Genomic DNA, 17,446 nt, shown 5'->3' with positions numbered 1-17,446 from the left:
GATCATGGTTGGGGCTGCTGTGCAGCCCCAAGACTCAGAAGGAAATGTTCAAGGAAGCAAACACCGCACGACCCGGCTGGTTGTAGGTGTTGGCCCCCGAGCTGCTGGCATTGCCACCGCGCAGGATCTGCTTGTCGAACACGTTGTTCACACCCACCCGCACGTCATAGTTGGCGTTGAACTTGTAGCCCGTGCTCACGTCCACCAGGCCGTAGGCTTCCACGTCCTGCTGCGCATCCTGGTCGTAGTTTTGCTGGGTGCGGTAGTTGTAGGTCGGCGACTTCTGCTTGCCGAAATAAGTGCCTGCCACCTGGAACGACAGCTTGTCGGTGGCGCGCCAATCGAGGGTGGTATTGACCGTGTACTCCGGGATCACCGACAGCGGCTCGCCTGTCTCGCGGCTGTCGTTGTCGAGCATCCAGGTCAGGTTGGTGTTCCAGTCCAGGGTTGGGGTCAGCTCGATGAAGAAGTTGCCCTCGATACCTTCCACGCGTGCTTCGCCGGCGTTCTCCCACTGGGTCACGCGGCGGCCGCTGTTGATGGTGTAGAGCACATCGGTGTCGCCGATGATCTTGTTCTTGTAATCGTTGCGGAAGTAGGTGGCGCTGGTACGCCAGGTGCCACGGTCGTACAGCAGCCCGATCTCTTTGTTGACGCTGATTTCAGGCTTGAGGTCGGCGTTGCCCTGCAGGTAGCAACCACCGGAGTTGCCCTGCTGCACGCTGCACCCGTTACCACGGCTGTAGAGCAGGTAATTGGGGTTGGACTGGTACAGGTTCGGCACCTTGTAGGCCCGAGCGATACCGCCCTTGACCGACAACGCATCGGTCAGCTTGTGCGACAGGTTCAAGCTAGGGCTGAAGTTGTCACCGAACGTCTCGTGGTGGTCAAAGCGCAGGCCCGGGGTGACAGTGGTGTCACCGACAATGATGTTGTCTTCGACGAACAGCGCGTAGCTCTTGGCGGTCATCTTCGAGTTGCTGCGGTCAAAGCCATTGATCGCGTCATTGCCACCGCCGCTCGGGTCGAAGCTCTGCGGGCGGAACGAGCCCTGATCATTGAGCGACTCGTACAGGTATTCACCGCCCAGGGTCAGCACATGTTCGGTGCTGCCCATGGCGAATGGCAGGTTCACTTCGCTGCTCAGGCGGGTATTGCGCAGCCGCGACATGGCCGCGCCGCTATCGTTGATCGCGCCTTCCGGGCCACCGGCCAGGCCCTCGTTAAGGCGCCAGTTGCGCACGTATTCATAGGCCAGCGTGGTCTTGCTGGTGCCCCAGGCGAAATCACCCAGGTGGGTCAGGTCGTAGGTGTTGCGCTGCATCACGTTGGTCTCGTGGCCATACAGGCTGGAGATCAGATCGACATTGCTGCCACCGTTGCTGTTCATGGTGTCGCCAGCATAAATGTTGCCTTGGCGGCTGTAGCCGGCGCTGGCTTCGAGGCGGTGCTCGTCATTGAGCTTCCAGCTCAACAGGCCGTTGATGTCCTTGTTGCGCACGCCTTCGCGGCCGGCCGACAGGGCACTGTTGGCATGGCTGGCGTTGATGTCCAGGTCGTCGGCGTCGGTCTTGGCCAGGCCACCGTACAAGCGGAACCCCAGGTTTTCGGTGAGGCCGCCGCCAAGGTTGAAGTTGGCACGGCGGCTGGCGCCCTCGGCGCTGTCTTCGGGCATCTGCGTGTACAGGCTGACGCTGCCTTTGAGTTCATCGGTCGGGCGCTTGGTGATGATGTTGACCACCCCCCCCATGGCACCTGAGCCGTAGCGTGCGGCGGCCGGGCCACGCAGGATCTCGATGCGCTCGACCGCTTCGGCCGGCACCCAGTTGGTTTCACCACGGGTGTCGCGGTCGCCGTTCCAGCCGTAGCGCACGGCGTTACGTGCGCTGGAGGGCTTGCCGTCGATGAGGATCAAGGTGTTTTCCGGCCCCATGCCGCGCAGGTCGATCTGCCGGTTGTTGCCGCGTGCGCCGCTGGCACTGTTGCCGGTCAGGTTGACCCCGGGCTCGCGACGGATCAGTTCAGACAGGTCATTGGCTGGGGGATGACGCTTGATGTCTTCTTCGGTGATGATCGACGAACCCAGGGCCTGCCGCGCTTCGCGCTCGGCGGTGACGAGGGTGTTCTGGATGACCAGGGCCTTTTCAGGCGCAGCCACTTCCAGCATTTCACCCGCGCGTGGCTCTTCGGCCTGAGCGGCGGTCGCGACCATGGCCGGCGACGCCAGCGCGACGAACGCCAGGGCCAGGCTGTTGGGTGAAGTTCTGGATTGCATCGGTACATCTCCTGCGATTCATGAGCAAAAAGGCACATCCCTGCCAGGAAGCCGGAGAGCCCTCGCCCACCGGCCTCACAAACACAAAGTGGGGCCAACAGGGTTGGTAAATATAGTGATTCTCAAATGAGTTTAAATCTTATTTACGAAACTTACATGTTTGTAACGGAACTTTGCTGAAACGCCCGCGCGTGCCCTACTCTGTCGCGGCTTGTTTGCCACTTCGAGACCCTGTGTTCATGCTCCCAGCCGCATTGATTTTCCTGTTTACCCTCACCCTGGTCATCTGGCAGCCCAAAGGCCTGGGCGTTGGCTGGAGCGCCACTTTCGGTGCTGTGCTCGCCCTGCTGTGCGGGGTGGTATCGCTGCACGACATCCCCACGGTCTGGGCCATCATCTGGAACGCCACGGCCACGTTCATAGCCCTCATCATCATCAGCCTGCTGCTGGACGAGGCCGGCTTCTTCGAGTGGGCGGCGCTGCATGTGGCGCGCTGGGCGCGGGGTGACGGGCGCCGCCTGTTCGCCTTCATGGTGTTACTGGGGGCAGCCGTGTCGGCGCTGTTCGCCAATGACGGTGCGGCATTGATCCTCACTCCGATCGTCATGTCGATGCTGCTGGCGCTGCGCTTCTCGCCTGCCGCGACCCTGGCCTTCGTCATGGGCGCGGGCTTCATCGCCGACACCGCCAGCCTGCCACTGGTGGTGTCGAACCTGGTGAACATTGTCTCGGCGGACTACTTCGACCTGGGTTTCAATGCCTATGCCTCGGTCATGGTGCCGGTGAACCTGGTGGCGGTAGCGGCCACGCTGTTGGTCTTGCGGCTGTACTTCGGCCGCGACATCCCGCTGCGCTACGCCACTGACGAGCTCAAGATGCCGGCCCTGGCGATCCGCGACCGCGCTACCTTCCGTGTCGGTTGGGTTGTGCTGTTGGCGTTACTGGCCAGCCTGTTCGTGCTCGAGCCTTTGGGCATCCCGGTCAGTGCCGTGGCTGCGGCCTGCGCGGCCGTTCTGTTCGCCGTCGCCGCCCGTGGTCATGTGATTTCCACACGCCGCGTGCTGCGTGAAGCGCCGTGGCAGATTGTGGTGTTTTCACTGGGGATGTACCTGGTGGTCTACGGGTTGCGCAATGCCGGCTTGACCGACTCGCTCGGCAGTGTGCTGAACTGGCTGGCCGGGCATGGCGTGTGGGCGGCTTCGCTGGGTACCGGCCTGATTGCCGCGCTGTTGTCGTCGGTGATGAACAACCTGCCCAGCGTGCTGATCGGTGCGCTGTCGATTCATGCCAGCGAGGCGCAGGGTGTAGTGCGCGAAGCGATGATCTATGCCAACGTCATTGGCTGTGACCTGGGGCCCAAGATCACCCCGATCGGTAGCCTGGCAACGCTGTTGTGGCTGCATGTGCTGGCGCGTAAAGGGGTCAGCATCGGCTGGGGGTACTACTTCAAGGTTGGGGTGCTGCTGACGGTGCCGGTGTTGCTGGTGACGTTGGCGGCTTTGGCGGTGCGGTTGAGTATCTAGGCGCGTCGGGCCTGTGGGGTTTACCTGCGATAATTTGGACACACCCTGCCAGGGCTACGCCCTGGTTCGTGGGTGAATCCGCCCCCACAAGAGGGGTGCTGTATGGCTGCTCAGCGATTGACCCGCCACAACCCGTCCATCTGCGTCGTAAAGCCTGCGCTCATCAACTCCCGGCGCATCGCCCATTGCGCTGCCGCCGGTACTGCCGCACTGCGTAGCGTGCCCCTGCCCCAGCGTGCATTCACACCGTCGATCACGGCCATCACCCGCTCGGCCTGCACCGTCTGCGACGGCGCAAACAAATCGCCAGTGAACTCCCCGCGCTGGCACAGTTCCAGCAGCAACACCTCCGCCTTGCTGTAGCGAAAACCCTGCCGATACACCCGCTCCACCGCCTCCAGGGCCATGCGTGTGAGCAGCCGCACGTCATCTGTCGGGTACGGCAACTGCACCACCACGCCATTGGCGTACTTGGCTTCGTCCGGGTTGAACATGCCGGTACGGATGCTGACACGCATCTTGCTCGCCAGTGAACGCTGGCCACGCAGCTTCTCCGCGGCACGCATCACGTAGGTGGCCACCGCTTCCTTGATCGGTGCCTGCTCGGTCAGGCGCTTGCCGAACATACGGCTGCAGCAGATTTCCTGGCGTGGCGGCTCGATGTCCTGCAGTTGCAGGTACGGGCTACCCGCCAGTTCGCGTGCGGTCTTTTCCACCACCACGCTGAACGCCTTGCGCAACAAGCCCGGTGCGGCGCGGGACAGGTCCCAGGCCGTGCGGATGCCCATGCCCTGCAGGTGCGCGGTGAGGCGTTTGCCGATGCCCAGACTTCGGACACGTCGCACTTCTTCAGCACCCACTCGCAATGCGACGCAACGCGCAGGTCGACCACCCCGCCGCTGTGAACGGCCCAGCGCTTGACCGCGTGGTTGGCCAGCTTGGCCAGGGTCTTGGTGCCGGCGATGCCGACGCCCACGGGGATGCCGGTGTGCTTGAGCACCCGTTCACGGATGCAGCGGCCCAGTTGAATCCACAGCCATTAGCTGCCATTCGTAAATAGCAGTTAATGCCCAAAGCGAACAAACAGCAGGGCGCTAAGGACCGCAACTGACTAACCTCGTACCGTCCACGCAGGGTCAGTGTCGAAGCCGTCGCCGAATACCTGCCTCTGTATCCTGCCGCTCCGCTTCGTATTCGTGTGTCTCCACTATACGAAGCCCCCTGTCCTTCCTAAGCGGACTTAACTCAGCAACAAACAGGATAGACCCGGATTCACCCTCTCCTTCTAAATAGACCCCATGCATAGCCACACAATGAGGATCATAAAAATGGGTCGCATGCGAGATATTGAGCAGTGGAAAGAATACGTCGAGAGCTGCCTGGATTTTCGAGGCGAGGAAGGTATCTATCGGGTAGCGCGTGACATGTTCACCGAGCCTGAACTGTTCGACCTCGAGATGGAGCTCATCTTTGAGAAGAACTGGATTTACGCGTGCCACGAAAGCGAAGTTGCGAATAAACATGACTTCGTAACGATGCGGGCAGGTCGCCAACCGTTGATCATCACCCGAGACGGCGAAGGGCAGTTAAATGCGCTGATCAACGCGTGTCAGCATCGCGGCACCACATTGACGCGGGTTGGCAAAGGTAATCAATCAACGTTCACCTGCCCCTTTCATGCTTGGTGTTACAAGAGTGACGGCAGACTGGTTAAAGTCAAAGCGCCCAATGAATATGGGGATGACTTCGACAAAGCCACTCGCGGTTTGAAAAAAGCACGAATTGAAAGCTACAAGGGCTTCATTTTCGTGAGTCTCGACGTGAACGGCACCGACACTTTGGAAGACTATCTGGGTGATGCGAAAGTCTTTTTCGACATGATGGTCGCTCAATCGCCAACGGGAGAGTTGGAAGTTCTGCCAGGTAAATCTGCCTACACCTACGACGGCAACTGGAAGTTGCAGAATGAAAACGGCCTTGACGGTTATCACGTCAGTACCGTGCATTACAACTATGTTTCAACCGTTCAACATCGCCAGCAAGTCAATGCATCGAAGGGACTTGCGTCGAGCGAAACGTTGGATTACAGCAAACTGGGCGCCGGCGATAAAGAAACGGACGATGGCTGGTTCGCATTCAACAATGGCCACAGTGTACTGTTCAGTGACATGCCCAACCCGGAAGTTCGCCCAGGTTACGCGACGATCATGCCACGCCTCGTCGAAGAGTACGGCCAAGACAAGGCCGAGTGGATGATGCACCGCCTCAGGAACTTGAACGTTTACCCCAGCATGTTCTTTCTTGACCAGATCAGTTCTCAACTCAGGATTATTCGACCTATCGCCTGGGACAAGACTGAAGTCAACAGCTTCTGTCTGGGCGTCAAGGGCGAGTCCGATGCGGATCGGGAAAACAGGATTCGACAATTCGAAGACTTCTTCAACGTTTCAGGAATGGGAACACCTGATGACCTGGTGGAGTTTCGTGAAGCCCAGCGCGGCTTTCAGGCCCGCCTGGAACGCTGGAGCGATATCTCGCGCGGACGTGACAAATGGGTCACAGGTCCGACCCGCAATACCGAAACCATTGGTATTTCACCAGCGATGATCGGGGCAGAGTTCACCCACGAAGGCCTGTATGTGAATCAACATGGCAACTGGCAGAAGTTTCTGCTCAATGGCCTTGCACGCAAGGCCGCCGAAGCCGAATCGCTCAAACTCAAAGAGGTCTAAGCAGATGAGTGCAGAACTTCAGTACCGGGTCGAACAATTCCTGTACAAAAATCAGAACTTTGCGATGCCCAGGAGTGGGATGCCTATCTGACGCTGTTCAGCGAAGAAAGCGAATTTCATTTGCCGCAGTGGGATTCGGAACACGTATTTACCCAAGACCCCAAAAGAGAAATGTCGCTGATTTATTACCCCAACCGCGGTGGCCTTGAAGACCGAGTCTTCCGACTGCGCACGGGCAAAGCGGCTTCAGCCACGCCGATGCCGCGCACGTTACATATGATCAGTAATGTTCGCATCAAAGCGTTGGGTGGCGGCGTCCTGGAAGTGCTGACGAACTGGCATACGCTCTATTATCGCCATGCCACCTCCGAGCAGTTCTACGGAAGAGCAACTTACACGTTACAACCGAACGGTGACAGTTGGTTGATCTCCAGAAAACATACCGTGTTGCTCAACGACACGATCAATTCGGTCCTGGATTTCTATCACCTCTGATTCATTGAACGAAAGGTTAATCATGTACAAGGTCGCGTTGAACTTCGCCGATGGCAAAACGCTTTTTTGCCCCGTTCTGCCTAACGAAATTTTATTGGACGCTGCATTGAAAAGCGGAATCAAGATCCCCCTTGATTGCCGCGAGGGCGTTTGCGCGACCTGTCAGGGACGCTGCGAGTCTGGCAGTTACACGCAAGACTACGTTGATGAGGAGGCGCTGTCTGAGCAGGACTTGGCAGAACGCAGGATTCTGTCGTGCCAGACCCGTGTCCAGTCAGACGCGTCTTTCTATTTCGATTTTGATTCGAGCCTGTGCAACAGCGAAGGAACCACGGAGATCATCACGACGGTCAAAGAAGTGGTTCACGTTTCGGCCGGCACTGCCATTCTGCGGACCACGGTTGAAGGCGACACTTCTCTGAACTACCTGCCCGGTCAATATGCAAGGTTGCAGATACCTGGCACGGAACATCGCCGTTCCTATTCTTTCGCCTGCGCACCCGGCACGCAAACACTTGAGTTTCTGGTGCGTCTGCTGCCGGACGGGGTGATGAGCAACTACCTGCGTGAGCACTGCAAGCCCGGCGACACAATCGCCATGGAAGCACCTTTGGGAGCGTTTTATCTCAGGCACATCGACCGCCCAATCGTGATGATGGCTGGAGGTACGGGCCTCTCAGCCTTCCTGGGCATGCTTGATCAACTGGCGGAAAAGGGAGGGGCCGGGTTTCCGGTCCACCTCTATTACGGCGTGCGAACAGAACAGGACCTGTGCGAACTGCCACGTCTGGCGGCCTATACACGCACCGTCGAGAAGTTTGAATTCACGCCTGTTCTCAGTGAGTCAGACGGCGACTGGCAGGGAAAGTGCGGGTTTATTACCGATCACCTCGCACTCTATGAAGCCACCGACATGCCATTCGATATGTACATTTGCGGTCCACCGCCAATGGTTGAATCGATTAAACAGTGGCATCAAAAGAGCGGCCAGACATCAGCACGCATCTACCTCGAAAAGTTCACGGAAAGTAATACGTAAACGCCAACCGGCGCCCTGGCGGGAGTGCCCTGTGTTTAGGCACGTCGCTCGATAAGAGCAATGAGCCGATATCAATTGCCTCGTTCAGACGCGCCGTTATTGTCATAAGCGTACAGAGTGTATCTATGTCTACCTTATCGTTGATTATCAAAGATCTGGAGCGTCTGACCCCGCGTATACGTCGGTTGGTACTGGCCGCACCTGATCAATCATCCTTGCCCACCTTCACGCCCGGCGCTCATCTGGAATTGCATATTCCAGGTGAAAAGAAACAAAAGCGGGCCTATTCGATCGTTAACGCGTCTGCCGAAGATCATTACGAGATCGCTGTGCAGCTGGATGAGCAGAGCACAGGCGGTTCAAAGTGGGTCCATGATTTGACCATTGGGCAAGTGGTTGAGGTCGAACGGCCTCGCAATCACTTTCCACTGGTCAGTGACGCAAAGCACTCTCTCTTGATTGCTGGCGGCATCGGTATTACGCCCATGCTGAGTATGGCTCGCGCTCTGGCGCAATCGAACCAGAACTTCACGTTGCACTACGCTGGCCGCGATGCCGCGCACATGGCCTACCTCGAAGAAGTGCAGTGTTTTGGCGATAGCCATTGCTGGATCAGTGGGGGTGACAGCAGCAAGCGCTTTCCCGCCGCTACCGTGCTGGCTCACCCCACCGAGGGGGCGCACTTATACATCTGCGGGCCGAACGCGATGATCACATCGGTGCTTCAAGTCGCGCGCGAGTCGGGATGGCCGGAAGAACAGCTTCATTACGAGTTGTTCTCGGGAGCCCTTCAGGAAGAAGGCGATCAAGGATTTGAAGTCGAACTGACCGTTAGCGGCGTATCACTTCAAGTCGCACCTGACCAAACCCTGCTTGACGCAATGATCGATGCGGGCCTGGACCCGCTCTTCGATTGCCGTAGAGGCGACTGCGGCGTTTGCGTCACTCAGGTGATTTCAGGCGAGGCCGACCATCGCGATATTTGTCTCTCGGCACGTGAGCACGCCGACGGAGCATTTTGTACGTGCGTATCTCGTGCCCGTTCTCAAAAACTGGTCCTAGAACTCTAATAACTATCAGGAGAGAAAGTGATGATTCCGACTAACGAACAAATCTCGGACCTGGTCCGGGACGACAGCGTGCACAAGAGTGTTTACACCGACCCTGTCTTGTTCAAACTCGAGATGGAGCGCATCTACGGCCATGCGTGGATTTACGTAGGTCATGAAAGTCAGGTCAAGAACCCGGGTGACTACCACACCACCCGAATTGGTGATCAGGATGTCGTCATGGTTCGTGCGGCCGACGGCAAGATAAACGTGCATTACAACCGTTGCCCTCACAAAGGCGCAAAACTCGTCGCAGACGGCGACGGTAACGTAGGCAAGTTTTTCCGGTGCCCCTATCACGCCTGGACATTCAAGCTCGACGGCAAGCATTTGTCCGCGCCCTTGAAGAGTGGCTTCGAAGGCACTTGTTACGACCCCAAGCACCCTGACTTTTCCATGGTGAGCGTGGCGCGTGTCGACAGTTACAGGGGGTTTGTTTTCGCCAGCCAGGCCTCTTACGGGGAAGATCTGAAAACCTTTCTCGGTGGTGTGGTCAGTTCGATAGATAACATGTGTGATCGCTCACCGGTCGGTGAACTTGAAGTGGCTGGCGGCATATTCCGCGTCCAGCAACGTTCCAACTGGAAGGTTTTCTACGAAAATCTCCACGACACCATGCACGCCCGAGTCACGCATGAATCGTCTGTGGATGCCGCTCGCGGTGAAGCAGAGGCCATCGGGGAAATGCCGTTCGAACTGTTAATCATGGACGGCAACGGCGAGCCCTACGATTTCTGGGAAAAGCTGGAACTGAGGGCCTATCACAACGGCCACGGCTACATGGAGGCGATCTTCGATCCGGGTGCGGCAGAGCGGGACGAAGTGTCACGCGCACATTTCGAATGCCTGAGCGAAGCGTACGGCGCTGATCGTGCTCGCGAAATCATGGGCATGAACCGGCATAACACCGTGATCTACGGCAGCGGTTCTCCGCACACCGTGTTCATGCAGTTCCGGGTGATCCGGCCGTTGTCGGTGAATAAAACCATGGTCGAAATTCAGACGTTCCGATGCAAGGGCGCACCCGATGTGGTCTTTGATCGCGCACTGACCTACGCCAACGTCATTAACTCGCCGTCCTCGAATGTGATGCCTGACGATGTGGAAGTGTATGCCCGTTGCCAGGAAGGGAACATGACTCGCGGCGGAGACTGGATCAGCATGCATCGCTACGCCGGCACCGACACCCTCCTTGAAGACGGCGCAGTCTCCATCAACGGAACCAGCGAACTTCCGATGCGCAATCAGTTTGCCGCGTGGAAAAAGTTCATGACCGGAACCCTCATCGCCAAGGAGAGCAACTATAAGGAGAACAACCATGTTGCTTGATCGCACATTCAATGTGAACACCACCCAACTGACGTCGATCATCGTTGATGAAGCCTCCGTGCGGTCTATCGAACAATTCATTTACAAGGAAGCTCGGCTGCTGGATTCCTGGCGTTTCTGGGAGTGGGACAAATTGTTCACCGATGACGGCATGTACTGGGTGCCTCATAAACACCATCAGGAAAATCCCTTCGACCATATTTCGCTGTTTTGGGAAAACCGCATGCTTCGGGAAACCCGTATTCGTCGGGTCGAGAATGCGCGTAACTGGTCTCAGCAGCCGCAAACTCAAACGGCACATCTGGTGGGGAATGTGTGCATTGAAGGGCGGGATGAAGATCAGGCTCTGGTCGTCAGTGCGAGTTTCCAAGCCACCGAATGGCGCCTGGATCAACGCCAACTCGCGGGACGTTACACCTACAAACTGATGGGCAATAAGGATGAAGGCTGGAAAATCAAACTCAAGCGAGTCGACCTGGTGAACTGCAATGACGTGTTCGCTAACCTAGAGGTATTCATCTGATGGACCGGCCAGTGGTCATGGCGCTCCATTATCAAAATGACGTACTTCATGATGATGGGCGCATCAAGGTCGGCCTGGATGATTGCGAAGACAGAGACCGGCTGATCAAAGCAGCGAGCGCGTTACTTCGTGCGGCCCGCAAGAACGACTGGCCGATCATTCATGTACGCGTTGCCTACCGGGGGAATTATTCCGACCTGATTGCCAACGCGCCCATTCTGGAAAACGTCAAACGCATAGGCGCCGTCATCGAAGGGGCGTGGGGCGCCGAGTTTTACGATGCTCTCGCCCCTTTTGAGAATGGCAAGGAATATGTGATCACCCACAAGCGCATCAGTGCCCTCCATGGCACCCATGCCGAAGTGCTGTTGCACGCGTTGAATGCTCGGACGCTGATCATCGCAGGTGTCGCCACACACTCTGTTGTGGAAAGCACTGTCCGGCACGCCGTCGACTGCGGCTTCAACGTCATTGTGCCGAGCGACGCTTGCTCGGCCGCTGACCCAGACGCTCATCAGGCCTCGTTAAAGAGCATGGCACTGATCGCCACCATCACACGCGTCGCTGAACTGACAGAGGTCATGAAATGAGCCTTGAAGGCAAAGTCGCAATCGTAACGGGCAGCACACAAGGGCTGGGACTCGATATCGCCCGGGTCATGATTGCCCAGGGTGCGGAAGTCATGCTTGTCGGTCGCAGCGGCGTCGCGGGTCGCCAACTTGCCGAATCACTCGGTCCATTGGCTGCGTTTACCCAATGTGACGTCGAAAACGACGAGGACATCGATGCCTGCATCGACAACACGCTCCGCCTGTTCGGAAAGATAGACATTCTGGTCAACAACGCCTGCATCTACGACGATCAAGGTCTCCAGTCCACGCGTGAGGCGTGGCACAAGAGCCTAAATGTCAACGTTGTGTCCGCCGCCATGTTCGTTCAGAAAGTGGCGCCTCTGCTCCCGCCAGGTAGCACGATCATCAATATCACCAGCACCGGCGGGAAGTTCGGGGCAGCCGGAAGAGCGCTTTACCCAGCGTCCAAAGCAGCCATGTTACAGCTGACGAAAAACTTCGCCGTCAGCCTGGCCGACCTGGGGATTCGTGTGCTCAGCGTCTCGCCTGCCTGGACATGGTCACCCAGTGTCGCCCTGCTGACAGATAACGATATCACGCTGGCAGACAAGGTCGGTGCCGAGTTCCATCCGCTCGGGCGCGTAGGCCGTGGAGATGAAGTTGGCAATGTGGTGGCGTTTCTATGCTCGGTCGGCGCTTCCTGGATGACGGGTGTCGATGTCCCGGTCGACGGCGGCTTCTCGATTCTCGGCCCTGATAGGGGGCTTTCTCCGCGTGTCTGGTTCCAGCGTCATACCGATTCCAAATCAGCCTAACAAGAGGAATAAACAATGGGCGAATTTATCGATGTTCAAACGCGGGACAACGCGCAGACATTTCGCGCATACCTGGCGGTTCCAGCGAGTGGCAGCGGCCCCGGTCTGGTGATGGGGCAGGAGATCTTCGGCATCAACGCAAACATGCGCGCCGTCGCAGACCACTATGCAGAAGAAGGCTACGTCGTTCTGGTCCCTGATCTGTTCTGGAGAATGGAGCGGAACGTGGACCTAGGCTACACCCAGGAAGACTTCGCGAAAGCCATCGACCTGTTCCAGCGCATGGACGTGGACCTGGCCGTCAACGATATCGCCGCCTGCTTCGCCCGGCTCGAAACGATGAGTCAGGTCAAAGGTAACGGCCTGGGCTACGTCGGGTTCTGCATGGGCGGAAAGCTGGCCTACCTGACGGCAACACGGACCAACGCTGCCTGCTCCGTGGGCTACTACGGCATGGGGATTGAAAACTATCTGGATGAGGTCGCCCAGATCGAAGGTCGTCTCGTGCTGCACTTCGCTGAAAACGATGATTACTGTGATGTGAACGCGCGTGATCAGATCTCGGCCGCCCTGAAAGGCAACACCAGCGCCGAGATGTACGTCTACCCCGGTGTCGGTCATGCGTTCGCCAGGGCCGGAAGCAACCACTTCGACAAGCCCGCTGCACTGATGGCTCACGAGCGAACCATTGCGGCCTTGAAGCGCGAGATCGGTCCGCATTTCAATCTTTCAGACCTGTGGGACGAGCACGTCAAGCACGAGTTCGAAACCCGCGACGTCCCCGCGACAATGGCCACGATGGTCGCTGAACCCTATGTCAATCACATCCCGACCATGACCGGGGGCGTCGGAAGCAAGCAGCTCAGCCGCTTCTATCAACATCACTTCGTTCACGGCAATCCACCTGACATGAAGCTCACTCCGCTCTCGCGCACGGTGGGTGCCCTTCAGATTGTCGATGAATTCATCATGAGTTTTACCCACACCACCGAAATCGACTGGCTGCTCCCGAACGTCGCCCCGACCGGCAAATATGTTGAGATACCCATGCTGGGCGTCGTGAGATTTCGTGGTGACAAGCTCTACCACGAACACATCTACTGGGACCAGGCCAGCATACTGGTTCAGGTCGGTCTGTTGAACCCTGAGGGGCTGCCTGTCGCCGGCGTCGTTACCGCTCAGAAGCTGCTCGACGAAACGCTTCCTTCCAACACGATGATGAACAACTGGAAGAACAGCGAACCGGTCTGACCTGACCGGTTACGCTCCGCCGCCTCATCGACCTTGATAACAAGAACACCGTGGCTTATGCCCGGCATTAAAAACAGGCACTTTAAAAACATAGGTAGCGTGCAATGAGTGACTTGACCACGAGCAACCTGAAAACCTACTACCCGTACATCAATGGCAAGTCTTGGGAAAGCGACAATCAACCCGAGCAGATCGTACTTAACCCCTACAACCAGTCAGCGATTGCGCGCGTCAAGCTGGCAACGGCTGCCGACATCGACGCTGCGATTGCCGTCGCGCAAGAAGCTCAGAAAGCCTGGGGCAAAACGCTCGCCAAAGAGCGTGAAGCCATTCTGTGCCGTGCGGCAGACATCATTGAACGGCGCCGTAGCGACATCGCAAAAATCCTCATCGAAGAAGGCGGCAATGTCTTCGGCAAGGCCATGTTCGAATGCGATTACATGATCAGTACCTTCCGCATCGCTGCCGGCCAGGCGCGTGATGTTCGTGGGGAAACGATGCCGGCAGACGCACCTGGCCGCATCTCGATGTCTTTCCGTCAGCCGCTCGGCGTCATCGCAGGCGTAGGCCCGTTCAACGCTCCACTGCTGTTGAACGGGAAAAAGCTCGCCCCGGCATTGGCAGCCGGTAACGCCTTCCTGCTCAAACCGGCTCCGCAGACGCCACTCATCGGGCTTCTGTTCGCCGAAATTCTGGAAGAAGCAGGTGTACCACCCGGCGTGTTCAACGTGCTGCCTACCACCAACGAAGCGCTCGGGGATAAGTTCTTTTCCGATAAACGCGTCAAGATGGTCACGTTCACCGGCTCAGCGAAAGTCGGGCAATACCTGTCCGAACTTGCTGGGAAATTCCAGAAGCGCATCGTGCTGGAGTTGGGCGGCAAGAGCCCGATCGTGGTGCTTCAGGACGCTGATCTGGAATACGCCGTGCGTGCGGCAGCCTTTGGCATTTTCTTCAACCAGGGCCAGGTCTGCATGGCCAACTCGCGCATCATCGTCGAAGCACCTTTGTATGACCGTTTTTGCACGGCGTTCGCCGAGAAAGTTCGTGGCATCCGCACCGGCGATCCAACGGATGTCTCGACCATCGTTGGGCCGCTCATCAACCCTCGCCAGTGCGAATTCATACGTGGCCAGATCGACGACGCGCTGAGCAAAGGCGCGAAGCTTTTGACCGGCGGCGATTACCAAGGCAATGTTTTCCAGCCCTCGGTGCTCACGGATGTCACCCCGACAATGAATGTCTACAACGAGGAAACCTTCGGTCCTCTGGTGTCCATCTACAAAGCCAGGGATTACGAACACGCGGTCGAGCTGGCGAACGATACGTCCTATGGTCTTTCATCGGGCATCGTGACCAACGACTTGCAGAAGGCGTTCGACTTCGCGCTGCGCATAGAAGCGGGGTCGGTTCACATCAACGACAACTCGTTTGACGACGATCCCAATGCCCCTTTCGGTGGCTTCAAGGACAGCGGTTATGGCAAGGAGAACGGTCGATACTCCGTGCATGACATGACCGAACTCAAATGGGTCACGCTCCAACTGGGCGAGCGGGCATTCCCTATTTGATACCGGACAGTTTTCAACGCCCCATCAGCCATTGGTGGGGCGTTGATCCATCAGACCCTGAATTGCTGCATGACCCCACCTTGATAATCGGCCAGCTCATTGAGCTGTTCACTCACTTGTGCCGACTGCTGTGCCTGCCCTGACAGTGACTCGGTCACGTCACGAATCGCCTCGACGTTGCGATTGATCTCCGCCGCTACACTGCTTTGTTCTTCAGCGGCGCTGGCGATCTGCAGGTTCATTTCAGTGATGAGAATGACCGCCTCACCGATACGCTCCAGCGCGTTTGCGGCTTGTTGGGCTTGAACCACATTGTGCTGCGCAAGGTCATGACTGCTGTGCATGGCCTGACTGACATCACGGGTTCCCGATTGCAGGTTTTCGATCACCTGACGGATTTCTTCGACAGAGTCCTGGGTGCGGCGTGCGAGGTTGCGGACCTCATCGGCGACAACGGCAAAACCGCGCCCCGCTTCACCGGCACGCGCAGCCTCGATGGCCGCGTTGAGGGCTAGCAGATTGGTCTGCCCGGCGATGGCGCAAATCACTTCGAGCACCGAGCCGATCTGGTCGCTGCTCTTTGCCAGATTCTCCAATTTCTGCATCGCCAGATTCAGATCCTCAGCCAAGGCATCGATCGCAGTTGTGGTCTGGAAGATCACTTCCAGGCCCTGCTTGCTGGCCTGATCGGCATACCCCGCCGCCTCGCAGGCCTGGGCTGCACTATTCGCGGACGCACTCGCCGCAGCGGACATCTCATGCAGAGCGGTCGCGACCTGGTCGATCCTGCCGAACTGCTGCTGCATCCCTTCACTGGTCAGTCGAGCGATCTGCGCTGACTGATCGGCGGTCTGGCGAGCGTCCTGTACCGAGCCCTGAACTTGTGCGATGACGGGCTGCAACTTGTCGAGAAAGCGATTAAACGCATGGGCCAGGCGCCCTAACTCATCACGGCGCGAATAGCTCAGTCGACGGGTCAGATCGCCCTCACCCTCAGCGATGTCTTCAAGCATGGCGGCCAGACTGAGCAAGGGCCGGGTCACGCCACGTGCGGTCAGCCAGATCAAAAGTATCCCGAAGACAGCGGCCAGGGTGCCTGATCCGAGTTCCAGCACAGAACCGCGCAAACGTGCGGCGTCCAGTTCCGCTCGCAACACATCGACGGGGGCCAGAAGCACTTTTTGCGGCACACTCAGCAACACCCCCCACGCCTTGCTGCCTGCAATCGGCTCCAACGGTTCGAGCACTGTGATATGCCGACTGTCCTTGAATGTGTGGGACTGGGTCTGACCCAGCCTCTGGAGAATCTCCTGAGCCTTGTCAGGTTGCATCTGTTGCAACGCGTTACCCAGCTTGCTCGCGTCCTGACTGTTGCCCGCGATCAGCCCCGACGGACTGAGGATGCTGATTTGGCCTTCCCCGCCATACAGCTTACGGCTATCGGCCACCGCATTTCTCTGCAAACTGTTGAGGCTCACATCCAAGCCGAGTACTGCGATGATGTGGCCGTTCTCGATCAGCGGAAAAGTGATGCTGGTGACCAACTCTCGATCGTCTGTAGTGCCGTCGAAGTAAGGGTCCAGCACACATAACTTGTGGCTGACACGAGAACAGGTGAAGAACGTATTGAACGGGCTGCTACCGGGGCCAGGCGAAATGTCGGCGAGCAGTTTTTCGTCCCCCAGCATCGCCTGCAGCGTGCCGTTTTTTTGATGGACCCAATACTGCGCAAAACGGCCCAGTTCGTTGCTGCCCATTGCCTCTTGGCCGACAAAATCAATATCGTGGCCGTCCAGTGCATTAGGCTCGAAAATGACAAACAGCCCGTGCAACTCGGGCCTTTTTTCCAGAGACGTGCGCAGGACCGCGGAGAGCTGGGTGCGTAACGCACTGTGCGTTATCTCTCCTCGGGCTGCGCGCTCTCGCAGGTCGAGCAGAAAACGCGCGACCCCCTCGCCATACTCATAGGTGCGCATGAACGACTTCTGGATCTGCAACGCCTGAAACTTGCCCTCGGCCTGCAATTTTTGCTCTGCGGCCTCGGCCAGCATCTGGCTGCTCGACGCCATGACATCTGCCGTGCTGAGATCACTACGGTAGAGGGACAGGCTGACCAATAAAGCTACGACGGCTATCAAACAGAGGCTGGCGAGCAATGTGATTTTGCTTTTTATAGTCATAGAACTGATGCGCATGGGCACGCCCTTCTGTC

At 57.8% G+C, this 17,446-nt stretch carries 12 protein-coding genes and 3 pseudogenes; 11 read left to right on the top strand and 4 right to left on the bottom strand.

Going from position 1 to position 17,446, the window contains the following annotated elements; translation table 11 throughout:
- Positions 1–34 precede the first annotated feature (34 nt).
- Entirely contained in the window at positions 35–2,275 is a 2,241-nt protein-coding gene (locus tag ACSSU5_RS19400) for a TonB-dependent siderophore receptor (RefSeq protein ID WP_492559534.1), read from the bottom strand.
- Positions 2,276–2,514: 239 nt separating this feature from the next.
- Here ACSSU5_RS19400 and ACSSU5_RS19395 point away from each other — a divergent pair, with 239 nt between their 5' ends.
- Positions 2,515–3,798 carry an arsenic transporter gene (locus ACSSU5_RS19395; RefSeq protein WP_264309416.1) on the top strand — a complete coding sequence of 428 codons (1,284 nt, stop codon included), beginning with the start codon at positions 2,515–2,517 and terminating at the stop codon, positions 3,796–3,798.
- A gap of 110 nt (positions 3,799–3,908) precedes the next feature.
- Here ACSSU5_RS19395 and ACSSU5_RS19390 read toward each other — a convergent pair.
- Positions 3,909–4,822: pseudogene (locus ACSSU5_RS19390) on the bottom strand (DinB/UmuC family translesion DNA polymerase); the annotation flags it as partial.
- A 304-nt stretch (positions 4,823–5,126) separates the two neighbouring features.
- Here ACSSU5_RS19390 and antA point away from each other — a divergent pair.
- The 10 genes and pseudogenes from antA (at position 5,127) to ACSSU5_RS19340 (ending at position 15,234) form a co-directional block, all read left to right on the top strand.
- Positions 5,127–6,530, top strand: a complete 1,404-nt coding sequence (gene antA / locus ACSSU5_RS19385; protein ID WP_264309418.1) for an anthranilate 1,2-dioxygenase large subunit — start codon at positions 5,127–5,129, stop codon at positions 6,528–6,530.
- A gap of 4 nt (positions 6,531–6,534) precedes the next feature.
- Positions 6,535–7,025: pseudogene (antB, locus tag ACSSU5_RS19380) on the top strand (anthranilate 1,2-dioxygenase small subunit).
- A 19-nt stretch (positions 7,026–7,044) separates the two neighbouring features.
- Entirely contained in the window at positions 7,045–8,064 is a 1,020-nt protein-coding gene (gene antC, locus ACSSU5_RS19375; RefSeq protein WP_264313946.1) for an anthranilate 1,2-dioxygenase electron transfer component AntC, read from the top strand.
- Between the two features lie 125 nt (positions 8,065–8,189).
- On the top strand, positions 8,190–9,134 hold the full coding sequence (locus ACSSU5_RS19370; RefSeq protein WP_492559533.1) for a PDR/VanB family oxidoreductase: 945 nt from the start codon (positions 8,190–8,192) through the stop codon (positions 9,132–9,134).
- Positions 9,135–9,155: 21 nt separating this feature from the next.
- Complete coding sequence (locus ACSSU5_RS19365) at positions 9,156–10,502, top strand: aromatic ring-hydroxylating dioxygenase subunit alpha (protein WP_492559532.1); 1,347 nt, start codon at positions 9,156–9,158, stop codon at positions 10,500–10,502.
- Complete coding sequence (locus ACSSU5_RS19360; protein ID WP_492559531.1) at positions 10,492–11,025, top strand: aromatic-ring-hydroxylating dioxygenase subunit beta; 534 nt, start codon at positions 10,492–10,494, stop codon at positions 11,023–11,025. The genes ACSSU5_RS19365 and ACSSU5_RS19360 overlap by 11 nt, the downstream gene beginning before the upstream one ends.
- Positions 11,025–11,615 carry a cysteine hydrolase family protein gene (locus ACSSU5_RS19355; RefSeq protein WP_264309423.1) on the top strand — a complete coding sequence of 197 codons (591 nt, stop codon included), beginning with the start codon at positions 11,025–11,027 and terminating at the stop codon, positions 11,613–11,615. Before ACSSU5_RS19360 ends, ACSSU5_RS19355 begins: the two co-directional genes overlap by 1 nt.
- Entirely contained in the window at positions 11,612–12,412 is an 801-nt protein-coding gene (locus ACSSU5_RS19350) for an SDR family oxidoreductase (RefSeq protein WP_492559530.1), read from the top strand. The genes ACSSU5_RS19355 and ACSSU5_RS19350 overlap by 4 nt, the downstream gene beginning before the upstream one ends.
- Positions 12,413–12,427: 15 nt before the next feature.
- Positions 12,428–13,663, top strand: a complete 1,236-nt coding sequence (locus ACSSU5_RS19345) for a dienelactone hydrolase family protein (protein WP_492559529.1) — start codon at positions 12,428–12,430, stop codon at positions 13,661–13,663.
- Between the two features lie 104 nt (positions 13,664–13,767).
- Entirely contained in the window at positions 13,768–15,234 is a 1,467-nt protein-coding gene (locus tag ACSSU5_RS19340) for an aldehyde dehydrogenase family protein (RefSeq protein ID WP_492559528.1), read from the top strand.
- A 50-nt stretch (positions 15,235–15,284) separates the two neighbouring features.
- Here ACSSU5_RS19340 and ACSSU5_RS19335 read toward each other — a convergent pair whose 3' ends face one another.
- Positions 15,285–16,040 carry a methyl-accepting chemotaxis protein gene (locus ACSSU5_RS19335; protein ID WP_413470136.1) on the bottom strand — a complete coding sequence of 252 codons (756 nt, stop codon included), beginning with the start codon at positions 16,038–16,040 and terminating at the stop codon, positions 15,285–15,287.
- A 102-nt stretch (positions 16,041–16,142) separates the two neighbouring features.
- A pseudogene (locus tag ACSSU5_RS19330) lies at positions 16,143–16,565 on the bottom strand (HAMP domain-containing protein); the annotation flags it as partial.
- Between the last annotated feature and the right edge of the window lie 881 nt (positions 16,566–17,446).

Source organism: Pseudomonas sp. E1MeOHC2 (assembly GCF_058745025.1).
This window is presented reverse-complemented; position numbering and strand designations above follow the sequence as displayed.